Consider the following 21,226-nt stretch of genomic DNA (forward strand, 5'->3'; position numbering starts at 1 on the left):
CGGTGCCCCCCGGACTCCTATGTCGAGTTTTACGGCGGCCGGTGGCTCGTCGTTCCGTTCGCACCGGTTGAGCAACCGGAGTTCTTCGTTTGCTCACCGGAGAGCATCGGCGTCTTTAGCGCCACACACGGGTTCGAAATTGCAGGTTTGGAAGGTCAGCGGGCAGCCTGAACGTCCCATCGGGCGCCTGCGGATCAATATATTGCAGCAGTTCCCGACGTGGCTGGCCGGGGCCGGCTAATTTCCGGAAATACACCGGATCAACGGAAATGCAGGGGCAGGGCGCCTTATTGTCCCTAATAAATACCCCTCTGAAAATAACCTCATGAAATTCCTGGCTAGCTCCTGCGGAGCGTCTCCGGCGAGCAAACGAAGAACGCCGGCTGCTCCACCTGGGCGAACGGCACGACGAGCCATCGACCGCCGTAGAACTCGACATACGAGTCCGAGGTGCATCTTGCGAAGGCTTCCTCGCGTGTCATTTCCGCTCCTTTCACAAAGCCTGGCCGTTGAACTGTAAGGGCTGTTCCGCTTCGAGCTTCGCCTCCGCGATGCCAGTCACCTGCATTCCTTCTCATAACAAAAATACGTCGGCTGATTCGTGCAGGCCAGCCATTTGCGGAAATCCCCTTGAGAAATTAGCGGGCGCATTTTGCCATTGCAGTTAACATGTTGGAAATGTATTGGAAACATGCTCGTAACATGCTGGCACGCCGTTCCGCGCGCCAGCTATTCGCCACTGTGGTGGCGTGCATCCCTCCGGGACCGGGGTTTTACCGGGCTGCGGTTGAACGGGCCTCAGTTCTCACCCGGCGGGGAGCCAGGACGAACAGGCTCGCCAGCACCATCGCGACGCCGAGCCAGCCCAGCACAGGCAGCCGCTCCCCCACGACAACAACTGCCAACACGGCGGCCACAACGGTTTCCATGAGGGACAGGCCCGTTGCGGTACTCGCCCGGACGCGCGCCAATCCCCAACCGAACAGGACGTAGCCCGCGAACATCGGGACAAGCGCCATATAGGCCCCCACCGTGAAATTGCTCCAGGACTCAAGCAGCGGCCGTCCGGTCATCGCGAGCACCGGCATCAGGAGCACCCCGCCCAGGCCGAACACCGCGCCCATGGAGGCCCGGGACGATACGCCTACGCTGATCAGGCGATGGGCCGCCCACGAGTACAGCGCGTAGGTCAGGCCGGCCACGAGGCCCAGCGCGATTCCCACCGGGACCGCCCAGGATTCGGCAAGGGCGCCCGGCCGCTGCGCACTGTCACCGGCAAAACACAGGAGTCCGGCGCCCGCCACCCCGATCAGCGCGCCGAGCATCCAACGCCGGGTCAGCTCCTTACTGTCAGCCAGCCGCTCGATGACCGCCGATGCCAGGGGGGCCGAGCCGATCGAGACCACCGTTCCAAGCGCAACGCCGGATAGGTGCATGGAGCTGTAGAACGCAAGAGGGTACACCGCCACCGCGGCCGCCCCGAGCGAGACCAGCAGCCACCGGCCCCGAAGGCTGACCCAGTGGCTCGCGATCGGCTGCACCGCGTACAGCGCCTGCAGCAGTCCGCCCACCCCCATGGCCGCGGCGCCGATTGCCAGTGGGCTCACGGACGGCGCGAATGTGGCCACAGTTCCGGTGGTGCCCCACAGCGTGGAGGCGGCCACGACAAAAACAGCGCCCAGGAGCGGTCCGTTCAACCGGCCGAACACCGCTTTCACAGCGCCTCGAGCATCCGGGCAGCGATCGCCCGGGCTTCGTGCAGGCAACGGTCTTCGCCTTCAAGGCCGGCCCTGGCCATGGAACCCTCGAGCAGGAACGCCAGATGCCGGGCCACCCCGGCCGCCATCCCGTCGCGCCCTGGCAGCAGTTCCGCCACGTGCGCGAGCAGGAGACCCTCCACTTCTTCCTTGTGTTCCCGCGCGGCCTGCCTTCCGGGAGCGCCCGCCGGCAGCTCCGCGGCAGCATTGAGCAGGCCGCACCCCCTGAAACCGTGCTCATAGGCGAAATTCGCGTGGTCGATGTAGGCGTCGAACACAGCCAGGACACGGTCCTGCGGAGCAGCCGCCGCCGCAACCCGCTCCCGGTACAGCGCGAGCCATTCCTCATGGCGGGCGGCCAGATAGGCCGCCACCAGGTCCGCCTTGGACGCGAAGTTGTTGTACAGGCTCTTCTTGGCAACCCCTGCCGCCGCGGTGATGGAGTCGATCCCCGTGGCCGCCACGCCGTCGGAATAGAAGAGCCGGGCCGCAGCCTCGAGGAGCGATGCGCGCGCGGGCCGCCTGGTTGTTGACGGGCCTTCAGGTAGAGCCACGACGGTTCCTCCGGTTCAGCTAAGTAGGTAGACCAGTCTACCTACTTAGGGGCCGGGTGCAAATCCTCAGATGAGCACAAAACGCTCCCGTCAGATATCTGCCGCCGTTCCCAATCTGTGTCTTGCTTCACAGCACCGTCAGCGATAATATGGTCCGTAATTGTTAGCGCTAACAGAAATGTTGGAGCAAGCCGGAGTCTCCACTCCGGTGATAGCAGCCTCCGGCGCCGGCCCTGCGGGACGGCCTCGGTACGCCGGACACAAGTGGCCGGCGCCGGCGGAAAGTACATACGCTGTCCGCTCAAGCACCGATTCGTGGTCCTACCGGGCCACGGAAGGAGAATAACGTGAGAATCAAGAAACTCCTGGGCGCCGTCGCCGTCGTCCTGGCTGTTACGGTGGGGGCCACGGGCTGCGGAAGCCGTCCCGGCACCGCGTCCAGCTCCAGCAGCGCCGATGCTGCCGGGGCCCTGGTGGGGATCTCCATGCCGACTCAGACGTCGGAACGCTGGATCGCCGACGGGAAGAACGTCTCAGAGTCCCTGGCCAAGCTTGGCTACAAGACGGACCTGCAGTACGCCAACGACGATATCCCCACGCAGGTTTCCCAGATCGAGAACATGCTGACCAAGGGCGCGAAGTCCCTGATCATCGCGGCGATCGACGGCACCACGCTGACCGATGTCCTGGCCAAGGCCAAGGAGCAGAACGTCAAGGTCATCGCCTATGACCGGCTGATCAACGGCACCCCGAACGTGGATTTCTACACCACCTTTGACAACTATGAGGTGGGTGTCCAGCAGGCCACGTCCCTGCTGACCGGCCTGGGCCTGGTGGACGCGTCCGGCAAGAAGGTCGACGGCAAGGGCCCGTTCAACGTGGAGCTCTTCGCGGGCAGCCCGGACGACAACAACGCCAATTTCTTCTGGACCGGCGCCATGGACACCCTGAAGCCGTACCTGGACGCCGGCACCCTCAAGGTGCCCAGCGGCCAGACCAAGTTTGAGCAGGCCGCCATCCTCCGCTGGCAGGCCGCAACCGCCCAGAAGCGGATGGAAGACATCCTCACCGCCGCCTACGGTTCGGGCAAGAAGCTCGACGGCGTGCTGTCGCCTTACGACGGCCTGTCCATCGGCATCATCTCCGCCCTGACCAGCACCGGCGGCTACTCCAAGGGCGCCCTGCCGGTGGTGACCGGCCAGGACGCGGAAAAGGGCTCAGTGAAGTCCATCGTCGCCGGCGAGCAGTACTCCACGATCTTCAAGGACACCCGCAAGCTCGGCGAGCAGGCCGTGAAGATGGTGGACGCGGTCCTGAAGGGCCAGGAGCCCGAGACCAACGACACCAAGACCTACAACAACAAGGTCAAGGTGGTCCCGGCCTACCTGCTGAAGTCCGTGATCGTCACCAAGGACAACTACAAGCAGGAACTGATCGACTCCGGTTACTACACCGACGCCGACATCAAGTAGCAGTATTGCGGGGGCGCCTGCAGCGGCAGGCACCCCCGCCCCATCCACCCGAACTATCCACCGAACAGATCAGCTCATCGAACAGATCAGCGGGAAAAAACCAATGAACGTACCCATTCTTCAGATGCGCGGGATCACCAAGACCTTCCCCGGCGTCAAGGCCCTCCAGGACGTAACCCTGGATGTGAACCGCGGCGAGGTCCACGCGATCTGCGGCGAAAACGGGGCAGGCAAGTCCACCCTGATGAAGGTGCTCTCCGGCGTGTACGCCCACAACACCTTCGAGGGGGACATCCTCTTCGAGAACGAACCGTGCGACTTCGCGTCCATCAGCGACAGCGAAAAGCGCGGCATCGTGATCATCCACCAGGAACTGGCACTGAGCCCGTACCTGTCCATCGCGGAAAACATCTTCCTGGGCAACGAACTGGCCTCCCGCGGCTGGGTTGACTGGCGCAAAACCAACCTCGAGGCGGCCAAACTGCTCGCCCGCGTTGGCCTGAGCGAAAACCCGGTTACCCCCATCCAGCACATCAGCGTCGGCAAGCAGCAGCTCGTCGAAATCGCCAAGGCGCTGTCCAAGGAAGTGAAGCTGCTGATCCTGGACGAGCCCACCGCAGCCCTGAACGACGAGGACTCCGACCATCTGCTGGACCTGATCCTGCACCTGAAGGGCCAGGGCGTCACCAGCATCATCATCAGCCACAAACTCAACGAAATCCGCAAGGTCGCCGACGCCGTCACCATCATCCGCGACGGCAAGTCCATCGAAACCCTGCGCGTGGACCAGGGCGAAATCACGCAGGAGCGCATCATCCGCGGCATGGTGGGCCGCGACCTGGACAGCCTCTACCCCGAGCGCGAACCGCAGATCGGCGAGGAAGTCCTGCGCATCGAGGACTGGACGGTCCAGCACCCTCAGGACCACACCCGCACCGTGGTCCACAACGCCAGCCTCAACGTCCGCAAGGGCGAAGTGGTGGGACTCGCCGGACTTATGGGCGCCGGCCGCACCGAACTGGCCATGAGCGTCTTCGGCCGCACCTACGGCCGCGCCGTCTCCGGCAAGGTGTTCAAGCACGGCAAGGAAATCAACACCTCCACCGTCCCCGACGCCATCCGGCACGGCATCGCCTACGCCACCGAGGACCGCAAGCACTACGGGCTCAACCTCATCGAGGACATCAAGCGCAACATCTCCATGGCAGCCCTGCCCAAGCTCGCCAAACGCGGCTGGGTGGATGCGAACCAGGAAACCACGGTGGCCAACAGCTACCGGAAGAGCATGAACATCAAGGCCCCGTCCGTTGCGGCCATCACCGGGAAACTCTCCGGCGGCAACCAGCAAAAAGTGGTCCTGAGCAAATGGATGTTCTCCGACCCCGACGTGCTGATCCTGGACGAGCCCACGCGCGGCATCGACGTCGGCGCCAAGTTCGAGATCTACACGATCATCGCCGAGCTCGCCGCCCAGGGCAAAGCCGTCATCGTCATCTCCTCCGAACTCCCCGAGCTCCTGGGCATCTGCGACCGGATCTACACCCTGTCCGCAGGCCACGTCACCGGTGAAGTCCCCATCGCCGAGGCCTCCCAGGAGACCCTTATGCACTACATGACCAAAGAGAAGGAATAACGAACATGTCCGCCCTACGAGAATCCCTCGGCTTCCTGGCAAGCCGCCTCCGCCAGGTCGGCATCTTCGTCGCCCTGATCCTGATCGTCCTGCTGTTCCAGGTCCTCACCGACGGGATCCTGCTGGAGCCGCAGAACGTCACGAACCTCGTCGTCCAGAACAGCTACATCCTGATCCTGGCCATCGGCATGGTCATGGTCATCATCGCCGGGCACATCGACCTCTCCGTCGGTTCCATCGCCGGCTTCATCGGCGCCGTCGCCGGCGTCATGATCGTCCACTGGGGCTGGGCCTGGTGGGCGGCCATCCCGGCCTGCCTTCTCGTCGGCGCCCTCGTGGGTGCGTGGCAGGGGTACTGGATCGCCTACATCGGCATCCCCGCGTTCATCGTCACCCTGGCCGGCATGCTCATCTTCCGCGGCCTGACCCTGATCACCCTCAAAAACCAGCAGATCACCCCGTTCCCGGACGAGCTCCGCGCCCTCGGCGGCGGGTTCCTGCCGGACATCTCCGGCGGCACCTCCGTGCTCGAATGGCTCACCGTCATCCTCGGCGTCGGCGGCACCGCAGCCCTCCTGTTCCAGTCCATCAAGGAACGCCGCATCCGCCGGAAGTTCAACCTCGAGAACGAACCCATGGCCTGGTTCGCCACTAAAACCGCGTTCATCGCCCTGCTGATGCTCGTCATCACGTTCCTCCTCGCCAGCTACCGCGGCACCCCGATCGTGCTGATCGTCCTCGCGGGCCTGGTCATCGCCTACTCCGCGCTGATGAACAACAGCATCTTCGGCCGCCACACCTACGCTATCGGCGGGAACCTGCACGCCGCCGAACTCTCCGGCATCAAGACCAAGGCGGTCACGTTCCGGCTCTTCGTGAACATGGGCGTCCTCGCCGCCCTGGCCGGCCTGATCTTCACGGCCCGCCTGAACTCCGCCCAGCCCGCCGGCGGCACCGGCTTCGAGCTCGACTCCATCGCCGCCGCCTTCATCGGCGGAGCAGCGGTCCAGGGCGGCATCGGCACCGTGGCCGGAGCCATGATCGGCGGCCTCATTATGGGCGTGCTCAACAACGGCATGTCCATCCTCGGCCTCGGCACCGACTACCAGCAGCTCATCAAGGGCCTGGTACTCCTGCTCGCCGTCGGGTTCGACATCTTCAACAAAAACCGCGCCGGCGGCGGATCCTCCATCGCCAAGCGCTTCAGGCTCAAGACCACCCCACCCGCCACCGAAACCAACACACCGGCACAGACCGCCGCACCGGAATCAGCCAAAACACCGGCCGAATCTGCCACACCCGTGGCAGCCGGCAGCCGCGACTCAGGCACCGCCTGAAAAACCGTCTGGCCACCCGGCCCCAGCCAGCAACCCAGCCAGCAGAAAGGACACGCCATGACCGAGCTCCTCGATTCCATCGACATCCACGTCACGAACCGGCACGCCCTCGACGAGCATCTCGAGGCCGCCGTGAAGGACCTCCAGGAACTGGCAATGCTCACGGGCACGCACGGCATCCTGGTCACGCGCCACCGGCCCGGAAACTACACGGCCGCGCTTTCGGACCAGGTCCCGTTCGGCATGACGCGTGAAGTGATTCGCTGACGCTGCCTGCTACTGAGCGCAATGCAGCCGAGCCCCTCCCCCGGGTTTCACACCCGGGGGAGGGGCTCAGCGTTTAAGGCCCCCTGGTTACGGAACCCTGGGCGTGGTGAACGGCAGGACGAGCCGGGACGGGTGCGCGGCATCGCGGTAGATCTTGTGCGTGACGGGCCGGCCCACCGGCAGGTGGAAGGCATCCGGCGGGAGCAGCGAGTTGTGTTCGTCGGCCAGCGGCTCGGCGTTGGACAGCTCCACCGTCAGCACGTGGCCCGGCCTGAACGTGTTCGCAAACGGGTAGAGCCGCAGCACGTACTCCTCGATCTGCCCCGGTTCCACCGGCACGGAACGCGTATGGGGGTGGAACGGGTTGCCTTCGGTGGTCCGCCCGTCGAGCTCGCGGTGCGAGGCCTTAAGGTAGCCGCTGGTGATCAGCTGCCGCCTGCCGTTGGGGGCGTAGTCCCACAGGCGCAGGATGAAGTTGGTGTCCGGCTGGTCGATCTCGGCGAAGATGTGCGCGGCACCGGTGCCGATCATCTCCGTGTCCTCCTCGAAGGGAGGCGTGGACCAGCTGATGATCTCCACCTTGTCCGTCACGGTCAGCGGCGCCTGGTAAAAGCCGTCCGGGGCGGCGTACTCCGCGCCCATCAGCTCAGGCTCGGTCGACAGCTTGTGGCGCGGGCGCAGGTACAGGTTCCTGTACTCCACGTCCTTCGGTGGCCACTGGTCCGCGGTCACCAGCTCGCGGGAACCCTCCACGAAGACGCTCACGGCCGGCTCGTCCATCACGCCGTTATCGATGCCCTTGATCCAATAGTCGTACCAGCGGAACATTTTGTCGTGTTCCTCGATGAACGGGCGTGACTGCATGGGCGGGTAGGGTCCGATGTCCAGTTTCTTGGGGCCCTTCAGCTCATTGAACAGCTCGATGGTGCCGTCCATGGTCCAGCCGCGGCCCTGGTCGATCTGCAGCCACACCGGGATGTCGATGTTCGGGGCCAGAGTGATGGGGTTGCGCTCCTCGTACCAGTCGCCGTCGAGCTCGTTCATCACGATGTCGAACCAGGCCTCGTGGTTCTTCGGGTAGTTCAGGACGTGGACCAGGTTGGGCCAGGCGGCGACGTCCGGGTCCTGCAGGCGCTCGTTGACGAGCTTCTTCAGCTCCTCCGGGGAGTGCTTCTCGATCATCCGGGACTTGACGCCGTCGGTGAACGCCCAGCCCGAGTCGCCGCCGCGGCCTTCGCGGGCGGCGCGCGGCATGAACCACATGACGCCGCCGTGGTAGGTGGTCTCGTAGAAGTCGTAGTGGCCGCCGGAGACGAAGATTGCCTTCAGATGCGGCGGGCGCTCGGCCGCCGCGAGGACCTGCATGGAGCCGAAGTAGGAGATCCCCACCATGCCCACGTTGCCGTCGCACCACGGCTGTTCGGCAACCCATTCGATGAAGTCGTACGCGTCCTGGCCCAGTGAAACGCCGCCGGCGTTGTAGTTGCCGATGTGCTCGCCGCCGGAGTGGCCGGAGCCGCGCAGGTCGCCGATGACGTGGACGTAGTCCTCCTTGACGATCCGGGCGATGTCACCGGCCTCGATGCAGCCGTCCCACATCGGGCTGGGGCGGCGCTGCGGCGGGGTGGTGAGGGCCAGCGCCTGCAGTTCCTTGCCGTAAGGGCTCAGCGCGACCAGCGCCGGGCGCGGCTTGTCGTCGGGGCCCTGGTAGGCGTCCGCGGCAAGTTCAACGCCGTCGCGCATGGGGACACGCAGGTCCTTGCGGACGGCAATTTTCTCGCCGCCGGCGGTCAGCAGCTGGAAGTCATCCATGAGTGACTGTCTCCTCATCTTTGGTCGAAGCGTTGAAAAGCGTGCGGTAGCCGTGCAGCGTGGTGAAGAAGGGGGACGGCTCCAGGCCGGGGTCTCCCGCGTAGCCAAGCTCCCCGGCAACCGGGGCGAACGGCGAATAGGCCGACTCCGTCTCGTGCAGGCCGGCTTCCAGGCAGCGGCAGGCGGCGGTGCTGACCCGGGTCTCGACGTCGATACTCTCCTGAAGCGCCCGTCCCGCCTGGGCGGCATCGAGTTCGACGCCGAACGGCTCACCGTCCGCGCCGCGGTACGGATGCCCCAGATACAGGTGCCGCGGACGGACCTCGTCGCGCAGGTACTCAAGGCTCGCGCGGTAGCCCTGCGGATCCACGAACCCCGGGAAGCCGTTCGCCGCGCCGTGCACCTGCACGGCGTCGCCGACGAACACGTCGTCCTGGCCGTCGATGACGTAGGCGACCGACCCGGCAGTGTGGCCCGGGATGGAGTGGACGGATACGGTGACGCCGCCGCCCAGGGAGATGGTTTCTCCGCCTTTCACGAGCAGGGCGGGTTCCATCTCACCGGAGATGACCGTGTCCGCAGCGGCGGCCAGCTTCGCGCCGCCGTCGGGGTCCTGCAGATACTGCCCCCGGCCGGTGAGGTATTCGTCCACGTGGGCGCGGCGTGAGCGCAGCAGCGGTGCGTCGGCCTCGTGGATCACCACCTGCGCGCGCCGGCCGGTGAGCTCCCAGAGTGCATGGGCGCCGCCGATGTGGTCGATGTGTCCGTGGGTCAGCAGGATCCAGCGGACATCCTCGATCCGCCGGCCGATAGCCTCCAGCGCCGGGACCATTCCTTCGGCGGGCGAGGACGCGATCCCCGTGTCCACGATCGCGGGTTCGGGGGCGTCGATGTAGAAGCTGTAGAGGCCGAACCGTCCCCACGGCGAAACGATGGGATGGACGGCGACTGGAGACGTCATTGCGCTGTGCCCCCGTCCAACCCGGCCTTGGCGTTCAGGAATTCGCCGGTCTCCTCGAATACCCGGTAGAACTCCGGGATCCAGGAGAAGTTCTGAACGAAGCCGTGGTTGGACCCTTTGTACCGGCTGACGGTTGCGTCGACGCCGGCCTCCGCCAGCCGCAGGCCGTACAGTTCGCCTTCGTCGCGGAGGGGGTCGTGCTCGGCGGTGATGACCAGGGCAGGCGGCAGGCCGGCGAGGTCCTGGCGCTTGATGGGCGAGACGAGCGGGTCCGCGGGGTCCGCGCCGCCGTCGAGGTAGAAGGCATTAAAAGGTGCCAGGCCCTCGGTCTCCAGCCCGTAGCCTTCGGCGTTTTCCCGCAGCGAGGCGTAGCGGTCCGCGTCGAAATCCAGGTCCAGCGACGGGTAGAACAGGACCTGGTGGGTGATCCGGCTGAACCCGTCGTCGTGCGCCTTAGCGGCGACGGCGGCCACGAAGTTGCCGCCCGAGCTGTCGCCTGCGATCGCGAGGTTCGCACCGTCCCAGCCCAGGTTTTCGCCCTGCGCGGCGGCCCAGCGGACCACGGCGTAGCAGTCGTCGAGGCCCGCCGGGAAAGCGGCTTCGGGAGCCAGCCGGTAGCCGACGGAGATGACTTTGTGGCCGGTTTCCTTGGCCAGTGCCCGCGCCACGTGATCATGGGTGTCCAGGCTGCCCAGGAAGAAGGCGCCGCCGTGGAAGTACACCAGCAGGCCGTGCGTCTCCGCGCCGGTCGGGGTGTAGATCCGCACCGGAATCTCGCCGGTGGGCGTCACTGCAGTAACGTCGACGACGGCGTGAAGCGGCTCCCGCTGTTCGGCCGGGGGAACCTGGGCTGCTTCGCCCGCACGCATGGCCTCGGGGTCCAGTGGAGAACCGTCGGGCGCCGGCAGGGTGCTGAGAATCTTGGCGATTTCGGGATGGATGGTCATGGCGTTCAGGCCTTTGCCGCGGCGGGCTTTTGAGCTGCGGGTTTTTGGCCGGGGAACACGTCGTTGACCTCTTCCTCGGACCAGCCCTGGCGGGAGATGCGCTGCAGCTCGTCCGTCACCGGCTTGCGGGTTGCCTGGAACAGGGCCAGTGCTTCCTTGACGGAGCCCGCCTGGGCCAATGCATCCGCGAGGGCGCCGGCATCCTCGATGGCGGAGTTCGCCCCCTGGCCCTGGTGGTGCAGCATGGAGTGGGCGGCGTCGCCCATCAGGACCGCGGAGTCCGTGTGCCACGTGTCAACGGGGTCGATGTCGTAGACGGCGCGGATATTGACCGCGTCCATGTCGAGGCCGCGGGCGATCTCAACGATCCGCTCGTCGAAGCCCTCCACCGTCTTCAGGAGTTCTTCCTTCGTGACCGTCGGCGCCCAGGTGCCGTCCGGATTCAGGGCGGTGATGTCGAAGGACATCTGGTTGCGGTGGCGCAGCGGCAGCAGGTACACCTTGGTGCCCTTGCCGATATACATCCGCAGGTTGCTGTCCACCACCATGCCGTGGGCGTCGTCGGCCGGGATCACCACGCGGTAGGCGTGCTCGCCGGAGAACACGGGGCCTGTGGCGCTGAAGAGCTGCTCACGCACCACGGACCTGATGCCGTCGGCGCCCACCACCAGGTCGGCTTCGACCGTCGTGCCGTTAGTGAAGGTGAGGACGGTGCGGGGCCCGCCGTCCTCGATGGTCTCCAGCTTGTGGCCGAGATGCACCATGCCTTCGGGGAGCACGCCGAGCAGTGCCTCGATGAAGTCGCCGCGGTGGATGAGGTAGGTCTGCTTGTCGTCGCCGGACTCGGGCCAGGTGTCCTTCAGTATGGGTTCACCGGTGGCGGTGAGGATTTCGAAGTAGTCGCTCGGTGAGCTCACCCTGGCGATCGCGTCGAAGATTCCCCACTGGCGGAACCGGGCCATGGTGGCCGGACGCAGGCCGATGCCGGCGCCGACCTCGCGCATTCGGGTGGCCTGTTCGTAGACGGTGACATCCGCGCCGAGCAGGCTCAGTGCCTTTGCGGCTGCCGCGCCGCCGTAGCCCGCACCGACGATGGCAATTTTGAGGTTCTTGATTTCCGAAGCCTTCATGGATTCATCTCTTTCTTGTGGCGGCCTGTCCGGGATTCAGCCAAGGGACAGGAAGTCGGCGGGGTTGTCTTCGAGCAGGAGCTTGAGGGTGGCGTCGTCGATACCGGCTGCACGCATGTCGGGGATCATGTCCTCGAAGATGTAGTTGATGGTGTGGCCTTTCACGCCCGGCCAGCCCAGCGGGCTGCAGTTGGCGTCGGCCGAGACGAGGAGCTTGTCCGCATAGCCCTTGTTCACGAGGTTGACGAAGTGCCCCATGCGTTCGGCGCGCTTGCGGCCCCAGAACGGCGGATCCGGCAGTTCCAGGTCGTAGCCGAAGGTGTCGAAGCCGATGCGGCCGCCCTGCTCGTAGATCCAGTCGTGCGGGGTGACCGGAGCGTTCAGGCCGTCGTCGGCGTGGCCGAAGAGCACTCGGTCCAGCGGCAGGCCCTCTTCGTTAAAGATGTTCACCGCCGGTTCGGGGTCGATGGCCAGGTGGGTCAGGATGGGTGCACCGGTGACGACGGCGGCGCGGGCCGCGGCACGGTAGATGCGCTTGTCCAGCTCCGTCATCCGTCCGCCCCGGCTAACGCCCACCTTGATGACGCCGGCCTTGGCACCCGTGTTGCCGATGCCGACTGTGATCTCGTGGATGAACACCTTTGCGAGGTAGTCCACGGGGGCGCGGGAGAAGTGCGGCAGGGCTGTGTCGCCGCCGACGAAGCCGGTGCAGGCCACGATGTGCACGCCCGTTTTCCGGGACAGGGACTTGTAGTAGTCAACGTCGCGGCCGTTGCAGATGCCGGTGGCGTCCACGAAGGTGCCGCCGCCGTATTCGCGAAACTTCCGCAGCTTGGGCACTGTTTCCCCGTAGGCCTGCTCCGGCGACTTCCACCACCTGGTGTCCAGTTCGGACCCGGGCATGCCGTAGCCGATGTGTTCGTGGACCGCCACGATTTCCAGTTCTTCGGCCGGGATGGTTCCCAGCACTGTGTTGACCTTGCTCATTAAGGAATCCTGCTCATTGGTTCACCTCAGGGGTTCAAAAGTTTGTTGTGGGTGGGCCGCGACCCGCCTAGCGCACGGCCAATAGGTTGCGCGGGTTCTCCACGAGGATGCGCCGGGAGTCTTCTTCGCCCAGGCCGCGGGCCTTAAGGAACGGCACGAATGTGGACAGGACGTGGCTGTAGGGCAGGTGGTACTCAGGCAGGCCCTTGGCCACGCCGATCGAGTTTCCCGAAAGGATGATCCTGCCGGCATGGCCGGCTCCGACGAGTTCGAGCACGAGGCCGGCACGGTCGTTGTCAGTGAGGTAGTCCGCGTGGTCGTTCAGGCCCACGTGGTCGATGCCCACGAAGGCTCCGAGGTCCGCCACCTTGAGGGCGGCCCCCGCTGCGTCCGTGCGGTCCAGGTCGCCGACGAGCACCCTGTCGGCCCCGATCTGCTCGTCCAGGACGATGTCCAGATCATGAAGGGCATCGGCGCCGAAGCGGATGGAGACCGGGACGCCGGTGCTCCTGGCGGCGCGGGCGGAGCCGCGGAAGAGGCTCTCCTCTGTCGGGGTCATGCCGGCGCGGTCGGCGATGGTGGCGACCATGCCGGCGGCGGCGCGGCGCTCGACCCTGGGAACCACCATCCCCTCACTGGCCTCCTTGCCGAAGAGGTCGGCAAACTTTTCGGCCGGCCACGGGGTAGGCGGGTTGGTCTGCGGCGTGAGGAAGTATCCGCCGAGTTCTTCCTCCGGACCCAGGCCTGTGGAGGCAACGATGTGGACGCCGGTGGAGCGGGACAGTGCCTCGTAGAGCTTGAGGTCGCGGCCGTGGAACATGCCGGTGCTGTCCACGATCGTCTGCCCGCCGTGGGCCCGGAAGTCCGCCAGCTTGGCGGCGAGGACTTCGAAAATCTCCGCCCGGTCCATGGAGATTTCGGGGGCGTACTGGGCGCCGGGGAGCACGGACAACAAGGCCTCATGGACCGCGACGATGCCCAGTTCGGAGGCAGGGATTGGCCCCAGGACCGTGTTGACGGTTTGCCCGGCCGGGGCTTGGACTGCCTCGCCGGTTTCGACGGGTGCGGGGTGACTCACGGGGCTTCTCCCTTGAAGGTCGGTTCTGGATGGGGGACGCGGAGCTCGACCGTGCTGTCACTCCCATGCGGTGGACTCACCATCCCATATTTCTTTACATCACGTCAAGAAATTTTCTATCAATTATTTTCCTTGACACTGCGTAAGAGATAACTCCACACTGTTTCGAGAGACCACAACGGTTGAACGGAAACAAAGGAGTTTCATCGATGAGTCAGACCATCCCGCTGCCGAGCCGCGGCTCCGTGCGGGCCACCTTCATTACCGCTTACAGTGCGGTCGCCCTGGCCCAGATCACGAATGCACTGCCCGGCGCGCTCAACGGCACCTTTGCCGTGGAATTCCGCACCTCGGGCGCAGGCCTGACCTGGATCGCGGGCATGTTCATGATGGGCATCGTGGTGTTTGAGCTCAGCTGGGGCCTTCTGGGCGACCTGTTCGGCCGGAAGAAGCTGCTCTACGCGGGCGCTGTGATCAGCGTCGCCGGCTCCGTCCTCGCGGCGCTGGCGTCGAGCACCGAACTGATGATCGCAGCGCAGGCGGTCGGCGGGATCGGGGCGGGCATCCTCTTCCCCATTTCGCTGTCCATGATCGCGGCCATCACCCCGGACCACCGTGCCCGGGCAAAGGTTGTCGCCACCTGGGCAGGGTTCCTGTCGCTGGGTGCGGTGATCTCCCCCATCCTGGCCGGGGTCACGGCGCAAGCCTTCACCTTGCCGGGTCCCGCAGCCGGCACTCCCAACGTCTTTAGCGGCTGGCGCGTGGCCTACTACATTGCCGCCGCGATCGCCGTCGCGGTCATTATCGTCGCGGTGCGGGCGAAGGATTCCGCAGGCGTCGAGAAGCGCAGACTCGACCTGCCTGGCCAGGCCACCCTCGCCCTCGCCCTCATCGCCGTCCTCTTCGCCACCGTCCAGGCCGTCGACGCCGGCTTCGGCAGCGCTGGAGTGATCGCCAGTTACGTTGCAGGCGCCATCCTCCTGGCAGCCTTCGTGGTCATCGAAACACGCACCAGGCAGCCACTGATCCACCTTTCGCTGTTCAGGAACAGCGCCTACTCGATCACCGGCGTCGTGGCAGTCACCGGCATGTTCGCCTTCCTCGCCGTCTGCTACAGCACCAGTGTCGCCGTCGGGGGACTCGCCCTCGCCGAGGCCTGGAAGGTCGGTGTGCTGTTCGTCTTCATCCAGGGCCCGGCCTTCGCTTTCATCCCGGTGGTCGGCTGGCTCATCCACCACGTGGCTCCCCGCTGGGTGCTCACCGTCGGCTTCGCCTCCATGGCCGTCTCCGCCTACTGGCTCTCGACGTTCTCCCTGGGCACGCCGGAGGCGTTCGGCGGAACTCCCTGGACGGCGTTCATTCTGCCGCTCCTGCTGTTGGGCATCGGGTTCGCGCTCACGGTTGGCTCCATTACGGCCGTCGCCATCAACACCGTGCCGCCACAGCACATCGGCATGGCCTCCGCCACCACCAACCTCCTGCGCGACCTCGGTTTCGCCCTGGGCCCTGTCATCGGTTCAGCCATCGCTTTCGGCGTCGGAGCCACAGCCTTCGCCCAGCCCCTCGCCGGGATCCTCCGCGGGGCAGGGCTGCCCGCCGAAGCCGTCGCCGGGCTGTCGAACGTTCCGCCCCTCGGTTACCTCTCCGGCTGGGATGCCGTCGTCGCGCAGTTCACCGGCCAGGCAGCGGCCACCGGTGCACCCGCCCAGGCCGTCAACGGCATGGTCAGCGCACTCACCTCCGCGCAGCAGCAGATCCAGGGCGCAGCGGGAACCTCCCTCGGCCAGGGTTTCCAGACCGTATATCTCGCCGCGGGCATCGCGGCAACCCTCTCCGCTCTTCTCACCCTCTTCATCTCCGCACGTTCCTCGGCGCCCACACCCGCTGCCATCGCTGAGACTTCGGAGACCACTGCGGCCAACGCAGAGGCAGCCGTCTAGGACCCGCGGCCCCGGCCCGGCCAACTATCTACCGCCCGCCACTCCACCACCCGCAAGGAGAACATTGTGACTGCACCCATCGAATCAGACATCGACATCTGGGATGACGACATCCTCGTCGACCCCTACCCCACGTATGCCGCACTCCGCGGGCAGGCCGGCGTCGTCCACCTGCCCAAGAACGGCGTGTACGTGCTGACGCGCTACGACGTCATCCGGGACGTCCTCGGCGATCCGGCAACCTTCTCGTCCGCCGGCCTTGGCTTCAATCCCATGGTCAACGAGGCGCTGCAGGGCACCTCGCTTGCCTCCGACCCGCCAGTGCACACGCAGCTCCGCGCGACGTTGTCACAGAATCTCACCCCGCGCGCACTCCGCGGCCTGAAGGTCACGATCGACGAGAAGGCGGACAAGCTGGTCGCCGAACTGGTCGCCGGCGGCAGCTTCGACGCCGTCGACTCCCTGGCGCGCGCCTTCCCGCTCGAGATCGTCGCCGACCTCATTGGCTTCAGCGGGCGCGTGAAGGACAACATGCTGCGCTGGGGGCAGGCCGCGATGCAGGTCATCGGCCCCCTGAACCAGCGCACGCAGGAGAGTTTCCCGATCGCCGGCGAGCTGTACGCCTGGTGCTCTTCGGTCAGCGCCGAAGACCTGGCTCCGGGATCGATCGGCCGGGGGATCTTCGAGGCCGAGGACCGTGGTGACATCCCCGCAGGCTCGGCCGGGCACATCATCCACCAGTACCTCGGCGCCGGCGTGGACACGACCATCGCTTCCATCGGGAATATCATTGCGCTGTTCGGCCGACACCCGGAGCAGCTTGAGCTCGTCCGGAACAACCCGGAGCTGGTCCCCGCGGCCTTCGCCGAGGTGCTGCGCTACTGGGCTCCCGTGCACATCTGGGGCCGCACAGCCACCCGCGAGGTTGAGATCGACGGCGTGACCGTTCCGGCGGGTGCGCCTCTGGGCATTCTGTTTGGCGCCGGCAACCGCGACCCGCGCCACTACGAAAACCCGGATGCCTTCGACGTGAGCCGCAACCCCGCGGACCACCTTTCCTTCGGCTACGGACCGCACGGCTGCGCTGGCCAAGGCCTGGCGAAGCTCGAAGCCCACGCGATCATCGACGCACTCGCCCGCCGGGTGAAGGCGCTGGAACTTGGGAACGAAGTCAGGGAACCGAGCAACATCACGCGCAGTTTCGAACTGCTCCGCGTGACCAAGGTGGTGGCGGCATGAGGATCGAACTGGACCGTCCCCGCTGCGAGGGCCACGGCCTCTGCGAGGAAGCCGCGCCCGCGCTCATGCACCTCGACGACGGCGGTGAACTCGTGATCGACTCCCCCGAGGTTGCAGGGACGGATCTGGGCGCCGCGAACGCGGCGGTTCGGGTCTGCCCCGTCGCCGCGCTGAAACTGGTGGCGCCGTGACGGCAGGCACTGTGTCCATGCGGCGCATCGTCGTCGTCGGCAACGGCATCGCTGGCCTGACGGCCTGCGACTCGCTGCGCGCTGCCGGTTTCGACGGCGAGCTGACGGTTGTCGGCGCCGAGCGCCACTCCCCCTACAGCCGCCCTGCGCTGTCCAAGGCGCTGCTCCATGGTGTCGGCGGGAATGGTGCTGACGGGAATGGCGGCAACCGGAACGGCGGCAACGGGCTGAGCGCCCACGAGCTGCCCGCGCCGACACACGAGGCGACCGAGCTGCTCGGCGTCAGCGCCGCAGGGCTCAACGTCGACGCCCGGGTGGTGAGGCTCGACGACGGCGGGGAGCTGCCGTACGACGGCCTGGTCATCGCGTCCGGCTCGAGGGCCCGGCGGCTCGGTGCGGGGCCCTGCGACGGCGGCGACGCCGCCGAGCTCACCCTGCGCACCATCGAGGACGCCATTACGCTGAGGCAGCGCGTGGCGTCGCGCCCGTCCGTCGTGGTGATCGGCGGCGGGCCGCTCGGGATGGAAGTGGCCTCGGGCTGCCTGCAGTCGGGCTGCGAGGTCACGCTCGTCGCCGACGGAGCGCCCCTCTCCCGCCAGCTCGGCGGCTACCTGTCCCGCATTTTCACCTCCGCCGCACTCAGGCGCGGACTGCGGATCGTCAGCGGCGGGAAAGCCCGCCTGGTCAGGTCCGGTGCGGTGACGCGTGTAATCCTCGACGACGGCACCGAACTGGAGGCGGAGGTCGTGGTCACCGCGGTCGGCGACGAGCCCAATATCGAGTGGTTGGCCGGCTCGGGGCTCCTGGCCGACGGGTCGCTTCGCGTTGACTCCCGGGGGCGGGTCCGGACGGACATCGTGGCCGCCGGCGACGTGGCGTTCTTTCCCACCCGGCGCGGGGTGGGCCGGGTGCCGCTGTGGACCAGCGCCATCGACCAGGCGAAGAGCGCCGCCGTCGGCCTGCTCAGGGGGGACGCAGCGCCCGGGCTCGATTTCCAGCCGTACTTCTGGACCGAGTGCTTCGGCCTGGCCCTCAAGGCGGTCGGCTTCACGCCCGTGGCCGGAGACCCCGATTCCTGCGAACGGGGTGAGGGGGAAGGGTCCATGCTCCTGCATTGGGCGGACAGGTACTCCCCTGGCGGCGCGCACTCCACGGGCGGCACGGACGGGACCGCCGCGGCGATCAACTACCGGATCCCCATCCCGAAGCTGCGGCGGCTGGCCGGTGCCGGCCTTTCTGGCGGGGCCGCCCTTTCCTGACAGCGTGTTAGCCCCCTTGCCGTCGCGCAGCTTTTGCGCCGCCCGCGCACGGATGCCTCACGCCACGTTAGGATTGCGTCATGCCGTCGCTGCGAGAAGCCCAGAAGCAGCTCACCCGCGACACAATCGTGGAACGGGCGCTCGAGCTGTTCACCGAAAAGGGCTACGCCGCAACCAAAATCGAAGAGATCGCTGCGGCGGCCGGCACCACCCGGGTCACCTTCTACGCGTACTACCCCACGCGGGCCGACCTGATGAAGGACTTCATGGCGCGGGTCAACGCCGTGCTCGAGCGCGCCGACGGCCCCGGCAGTGGCTCCACCGCCGTCGAGCTGGTTGAGGTGGTCCGTGCGGGCGAGCTGTCCGGGGTCCTCGCGTGGCTGGAGTCGCGGGCGGCACTGTGGCCGGCCTTCCGCCCCTACCTCGACGTACTGGATGAGGCCGCCGTCCTCGACCCCGAGGTGCGGACCATGGTGGAGGGGTGGCACGAGGAAGTCATCTCGGACATGGTCCGTGGCATGAAGCTGGCCGGCCGCTTCCCGGAGGAGACGCACCACATCCGCGGCACGCTCGCCTTCACCCAACTCGATTACGTCGCCACGCTCTGGACACGGCGCAAGCTGGAACCGAACCGCGAGCACGCCCTCGAAGTGCTGGCGGACAGCTGGTACCACCTGCTCTGCGACGCAGGCTGAGTCGACGAAGCCTGAATCACGCGGGTCAGCCGCACCTATCCAGGAGCGGCCGTCGAGCTCCGCACCACCAGCTTGGGGTTCAGGACCGAGGCAGCGCCCGAGGGGCCGTGGGCCATGTCGGACAGGAGCATCCGGATGCAACGCGCGCCCAGTTCCATGAAGCCCTGGTTCACGGTGGTCAGCGGCGGAACGAAATACCCGGCCTCCGGCTGGTCGTCGAAGCCCACCACGCTGATGTCCTCCGGGACGCGCAGCCCGGCTTCGCTGAAGGCCCGCAGCGCGCCCAGGGCCATCTGGTCATTCGCCGCGAACAGGGCCGTGACGTTGCCTGCGGCGGCGAGCTCCAGCCCGGCCCGGTAGCCGCTTTCGGCGCTCCAGTCGCCCCGGATCAGCACGCCCTCCGGCAGGCCGGCCTGCTCGAGGGTGCGGCGCCAGCCCTCGGTCCGGGCCGCGGCGTCGATCCAGTCCTGGGGGCCGGAAACGTGGGCGATGGAGGTGTGGCCGAGGTTGACCAGGTGCTGCACGGCAAGGGCCGCGCCAACACGCTGGTTCACGGCCGCGACAGTGAGGTGTTCATCAGCCCCGAAGCCCACGGCAACCAGCGGGACTGACACCGCGATGGTGTGCAGCGATTTCAGCATGGTCTCGTGCGGGACGATCACTACGATCCCGTCCACGGACTGCAGCAGGAAGTGTTCGAGCGCATCGTGGATCCCGGCGGTGGTCACCTCGCTGAGGCTGGCCATGCTGACGGCGTAGCCCTCGTTCCGGGCTGCCTGCTGCACGCCAAGCAGCGTGTTGGCCGGACCGTACTGCGAAGTGCCGGCGCCCAGGACCCCGATCGCCTGGGAACGCCGGGTGACGAGGCTGCGGGCCGCCGTATTGCGGCGGTACCCCAGCTCGGCGATGGCGCGTTCCACCCGTTTGCGGGTCCGGGCACTGACGTTCGGATGCGTGTTCAGGACACGGGAAACCGTCTGATGGGACACCCCGGCGAGGCGCGCCACGTCCTCCATCACGGGAGGACGTGGCGCGGTGTTTGTGCTCACCGCGTTGAGGTGGTCATACGGCGAAGATGCTCCAGGATGCCTGGTGCGTGGCGCCCGGTTCCAGCCGGAACAGGTCCACGCCGCTGTTGAAGGCATCTGGCGGGCAGGTCATGGGTTCCACGGCGAGGCCCAGGCGGTTGGGGGCCGGGGGCTGTTTGTCGGCGGTGTGGATCTGCAGCCACCCGCAGGTGCCGTCCCAGGTCATTCCGACGCCGGTCCCGCCGGGATCCCGGACCAGCACGCTGGCGTGCCCGCCGCCGTCGAACGCAATGTCCGTGAAGGCGTGGTCGATCTCCGTGGCCCCGATGGGGCGCGGTGCGCGGAAATCGAACTCGTGGCCTTCCACGGTGCGCGTTTCCTTTGGCAGCAGCCGGTCCGGGGTGACCTCGAGGAATTCCCCGGCGGGGATTTCGAGGATCCATTCGTCGAGGGGCGCCGGGCCTGCCAGGAGGTAGGGGTGCGGGCAGACCCCGTAGGGCGCGGCGGTGCGGCCAACATTCTCGGCTGTGACCGTGCTGTGCAGGCCGTCGTCCGCCAGCCGGTATTCGACGGCGACGCGCAGCGCATGCGGGTATCCCGCCGTCGGCTGCGGGGAGCAGGAAAGCGTCACCGACGACTCGTCCTGGGACTCCAAAGTCCAGTCCAGCGGGAACGCCAGTCCGTGCAGGGCGCAGCCGCGTTCGGGCTCGTTGACCGGCACCTCGTACTCAACGCCGTCGAACGTGTACCGGCCGTCGGCGATCCGGTTGGGCCACGGCGCCGCGATGATGCCCCGGTAGTCGGGGATGGGCCCGCCTTCCGGGAACGGGACAATGAGGTCCCGTCCCCGGTAACGCAGGTCCCGCAGCGCCCCGGCCTGGGCGGTGATGGTGGCGGTGTACTCCCCCGCACGGATTCTGTATTCGGTCACAGCCCTGT

20 protein-coding genes are annotated in these 21,226 nt (G+C 66.7%); 9 read left to right on the plus strand and 11 right to left on the minus strand.

What is annotated here, in order from left to right:
- Positions 1–338 precede the first annotated feature (338 nt).
- The 3 genes from ACFQ50_RS12755 to ACFQ50_RS12765 form a co-directional block, all read right to left on the minus strand.
- Positions 339–482: a hypothetical protein gene (locus ACFQ50_RS12755; RefSeq protein ID WP_377995909.1), complete on the minus strand. Its 144-nt coding sequence runs from the start codon at positions 480–482 to the stop codon at positions 339–341.
- A gap of 291 nt (positions 483–773) precedes the next feature.
- Complete coding sequence (locus ACFQ50_RS12760) at positions 774–1,697, minus strand: DMT family transporter (RefSeq protein ID WP_377995910.1); 924 nt, start codon at positions 1,695–1,697, stop codon at positions 774–776.
- 17 nt (positions 1,698–1,714) lie between these two features.
- On the minus strand, positions 1,715–2,311 hold the full coding sequence (locus tag ACFQ50_RS12765; protein ID WP_377995911.1) for a TetR/AcrR family transcriptional regulator: 597 nt from the start codon (positions 2,309–2,311) through the stop codon (positions 1,715–1,717).
- Positions 2,312–2,658: 347 nt separating this feature from the next.
- Between ACFQ50_RS12765 and chvE the strand changes: the two genes are divergently transcribed.
- From chvE to ACFQ50_RS12785, 4 genes are all read left to right on the plus strand, one after another.
- Entirely contained in the window at positions 2,659–3,783 is a 1,125-nt protein-coding gene (chvE, locus tag ACFQ50_RS12770; protein WP_377995912.1) for a multiple monosaccharide ABC transporter substrate-binding protein, read from the plus strand.
- A 103-nt stretch (positions 3,784–3,886) separates the two neighbouring features.
- The gene (mmsA, locus tag ACFQ50_RS12775; RefSeq protein WP_377995913.1) at positions 3,887–5,416 is read left to right on the plus strand and encodes a multiple monosaccharide ABC transporter ATP-binding protein; all 1,530 of its coding nucleotides are present in this window, start codon (positions 3,887–3,889) and stop codon (positions 5,414–5,416) included.
- A gap of 5 nt (positions 5,417–5,421) precedes the next feature.
- On the plus strand, positions 5,422–6,753 hold the full coding sequence (mmsB, locus tag ACFQ50_RS12780; protein WP_377995914.1) for a multiple monosaccharide ABC transporter permease: 1,332 nt from the start codon (positions 5,422–5,424) through the stop codon (positions 6,751–6,753).
- Positions 6,754–6,810: 57 nt separating this feature from the next.
- Positions 6,811–7,020 (plus strand): hypothetical protein, encoded by a 210-nt coding sequence (locus ACFQ50_RS12785; RefSeq protein WP_377995915.1) that lies wholly within the window; start codon positions 6,811–6,813, stop codon positions 7,018–7,020.
- Between the two features lie 87 nt (positions 7,021–7,107).
- Here the strand turns inward: ACFQ50_RS12785 and ACFQ50_RS12790 are convergent, their stop codons facing one another.
- The 6 genes from ACFQ50_RS12790 to ACFQ50_RS12815 form a co-directional block, all read right to left on the minus strand.
- Positions 7,108–8,832 carry a CocE/NonD family hydrolase gene (locus ACFQ50_RS12790; protein ID WP_377995916.1) on the minus strand — a complete coding sequence of 575 codons (1,725 nt, stop codon included), beginning with the start codon at positions 8,830–8,832 and terminating at the stop codon, positions 7,108–7,110.
- Positions 8,825–9,793 carry an MBL fold metallo-hydrolase gene (locus tag ACFQ50_RS12795; RefSeq protein WP_377995917.1) on the minus strand — a complete coding sequence of 323 codons (969 nt, stop codon included), beginning with the start codon at positions 9,791–9,793 and terminating at the stop codon, positions 8,825–8,827. The genes ACFQ50_RS12790 and ACFQ50_RS12795 overlap by 8 nt, the downstream gene beginning before the upstream one ends.
- Positions 9,790–10,740, minus strand: coding sequence for an alpha/beta hydrolase (locus ACFQ50_RS12800; RefSeq protein ID WP_377995918.1), 951 nt, complete (start codon positions 10,738–10,740; stop codon positions 9,790–9,792). The genes ACFQ50_RS12795 and ACFQ50_RS12800 overlap by 4 nt, the downstream gene beginning before the upstream one ends.
- Before the next feature lie 5 nt (positions 10,741–10,745).
- Positions 10,746–11,870, minus strand: a complete 1,125-nt coding sequence (locus ACFQ50_RS12805; protein ID WP_377995919.1) for an FAD-dependent oxidoreductase — start codon at positions 11,868–11,870, stop codon at positions 10,746–10,748.
- Positions 11,871–11,906: 36 nt separating this feature from the next.
- A complete protein-coding gene (locus ACFQ50_RS12810) occupies positions 11,907–12,857 on the minus strand; it encodes a phosphotriesterase (protein ID WP_377995920.1) in 951 nt (316 codons plus the stop codon).
- A 67-nt stretch (positions 12,858–12,924) separates the two neighbouring features.
- Positions 12,925–13,935, minus strand: a complete 1,011-nt coding sequence (locus ACFQ50_RS12815) for a phosphotriesterase (protein ID WP_377995921.1) — start codon at positions 13,933–13,935, stop codon at positions 12,925–12,927.
- Between the two features lie 209 nt (positions 13,936–14,144).
- Between ACFQ50_RS12815 and ACFQ50_RS12820 the strand changes: the two genes are divergently transcribed.
- From ACFQ50_RS12820 to ACFQ50_RS12840, 5 genes are all read left to right on the plus strand, one after another.
- The gene (locus ACFQ50_RS12820; protein ID WP_377995922.1) at positions 14,145–15,875 is read left to right on the plus strand and encodes an MFS transporter; all 1,731 of its coding nucleotides are present in this window, start codon (positions 14,145–14,147) and stop codon (positions 15,873–15,875) included.
- Positions 15,876–15,941: 66 nt separating this feature from the next.
- Positions 15,942–17,114 (plus strand): cytochrome P450, encoded by a 1,173-nt coding sequence (locus ACFQ50_RS12825; RefSeq protein WP_377995923.1) that lies wholly within the window; start codon positions 15,942–15,944, stop codon positions 17,112–17,114.
- Complete coding sequence (locus tag ACFQ50_RS12830) at positions 17,111–17,305, plus strand: ferredoxin (protein WP_377995924.1); 195 nt, start codon at positions 17,111–17,113, stop codon at positions 17,303–17,305. Before ACFQ50_RS12825 ends, ACFQ50_RS12830 begins: the two co-directional genes overlap by 4 nt.
- Positions 17,302–18,564 (plus strand): NAD(P)/FAD-dependent oxidoreductase, encoded by a 1,263-nt coding sequence (locus ACFQ50_RS12835; RefSeq protein ID WP_377995925.1) that lies wholly within the window; start codon positions 17,302–17,304, stop codon positions 18,562–18,564. Before ACFQ50_RS12830 ends, ACFQ50_RS12835 begins: the two co-directional genes overlap by 4 nt.
- An 80-nt stretch (positions 18,565–18,644) precedes the next feature.
- Positions 18,645–19,259, plus strand: a complete 615-nt coding sequence (locus ACFQ50_RS12840) for a TetR/AcrR family transcriptional regulator (RefSeq protein ID WP_377995926.1) — start codon at positions 18,645–18,647, stop codon at positions 19,257–19,259.
- A 35-nt stretch (positions 19,260–19,294) separates the two neighbouring features.
- Here ACFQ50_RS12840 and ACFQ50_RS12845 read toward each other — a convergent pair whose 3' ends face one another.
- Positions 19,295–20,308, minus strand: a complete 1,014-nt coding sequence (locus tag ACFQ50_RS12845) for a LacI family DNA-binding transcriptional regulator (protein ID WP_377995927.1) — start codon at positions 20,306–20,308, stop codon at positions 19,295–19,297.
- A gap of 13 nt (positions 20,309–20,321) precedes the next feature.
- A complete protein-coding gene (locus tag ACFQ50_RS12850) occupies positions 20,322–21,218 on the minus strand; it encodes an aldose 1-epimerase family protein (protein ID WP_377995928.1) in 897 nt (298 codons plus the stop codon).
- Positions 21,219–21,226 lie beyond the last annotated feature (8 nt).

Origin of the sequence: Arthrobacter sp. NPDC056493 (assembly GCF_042795115.1) — a bacterium.
GTDB lineage: Bacteria > Actinomycetota > Actinomycetes > Actinomycetales > Micrococcaceae > Arthrobacter.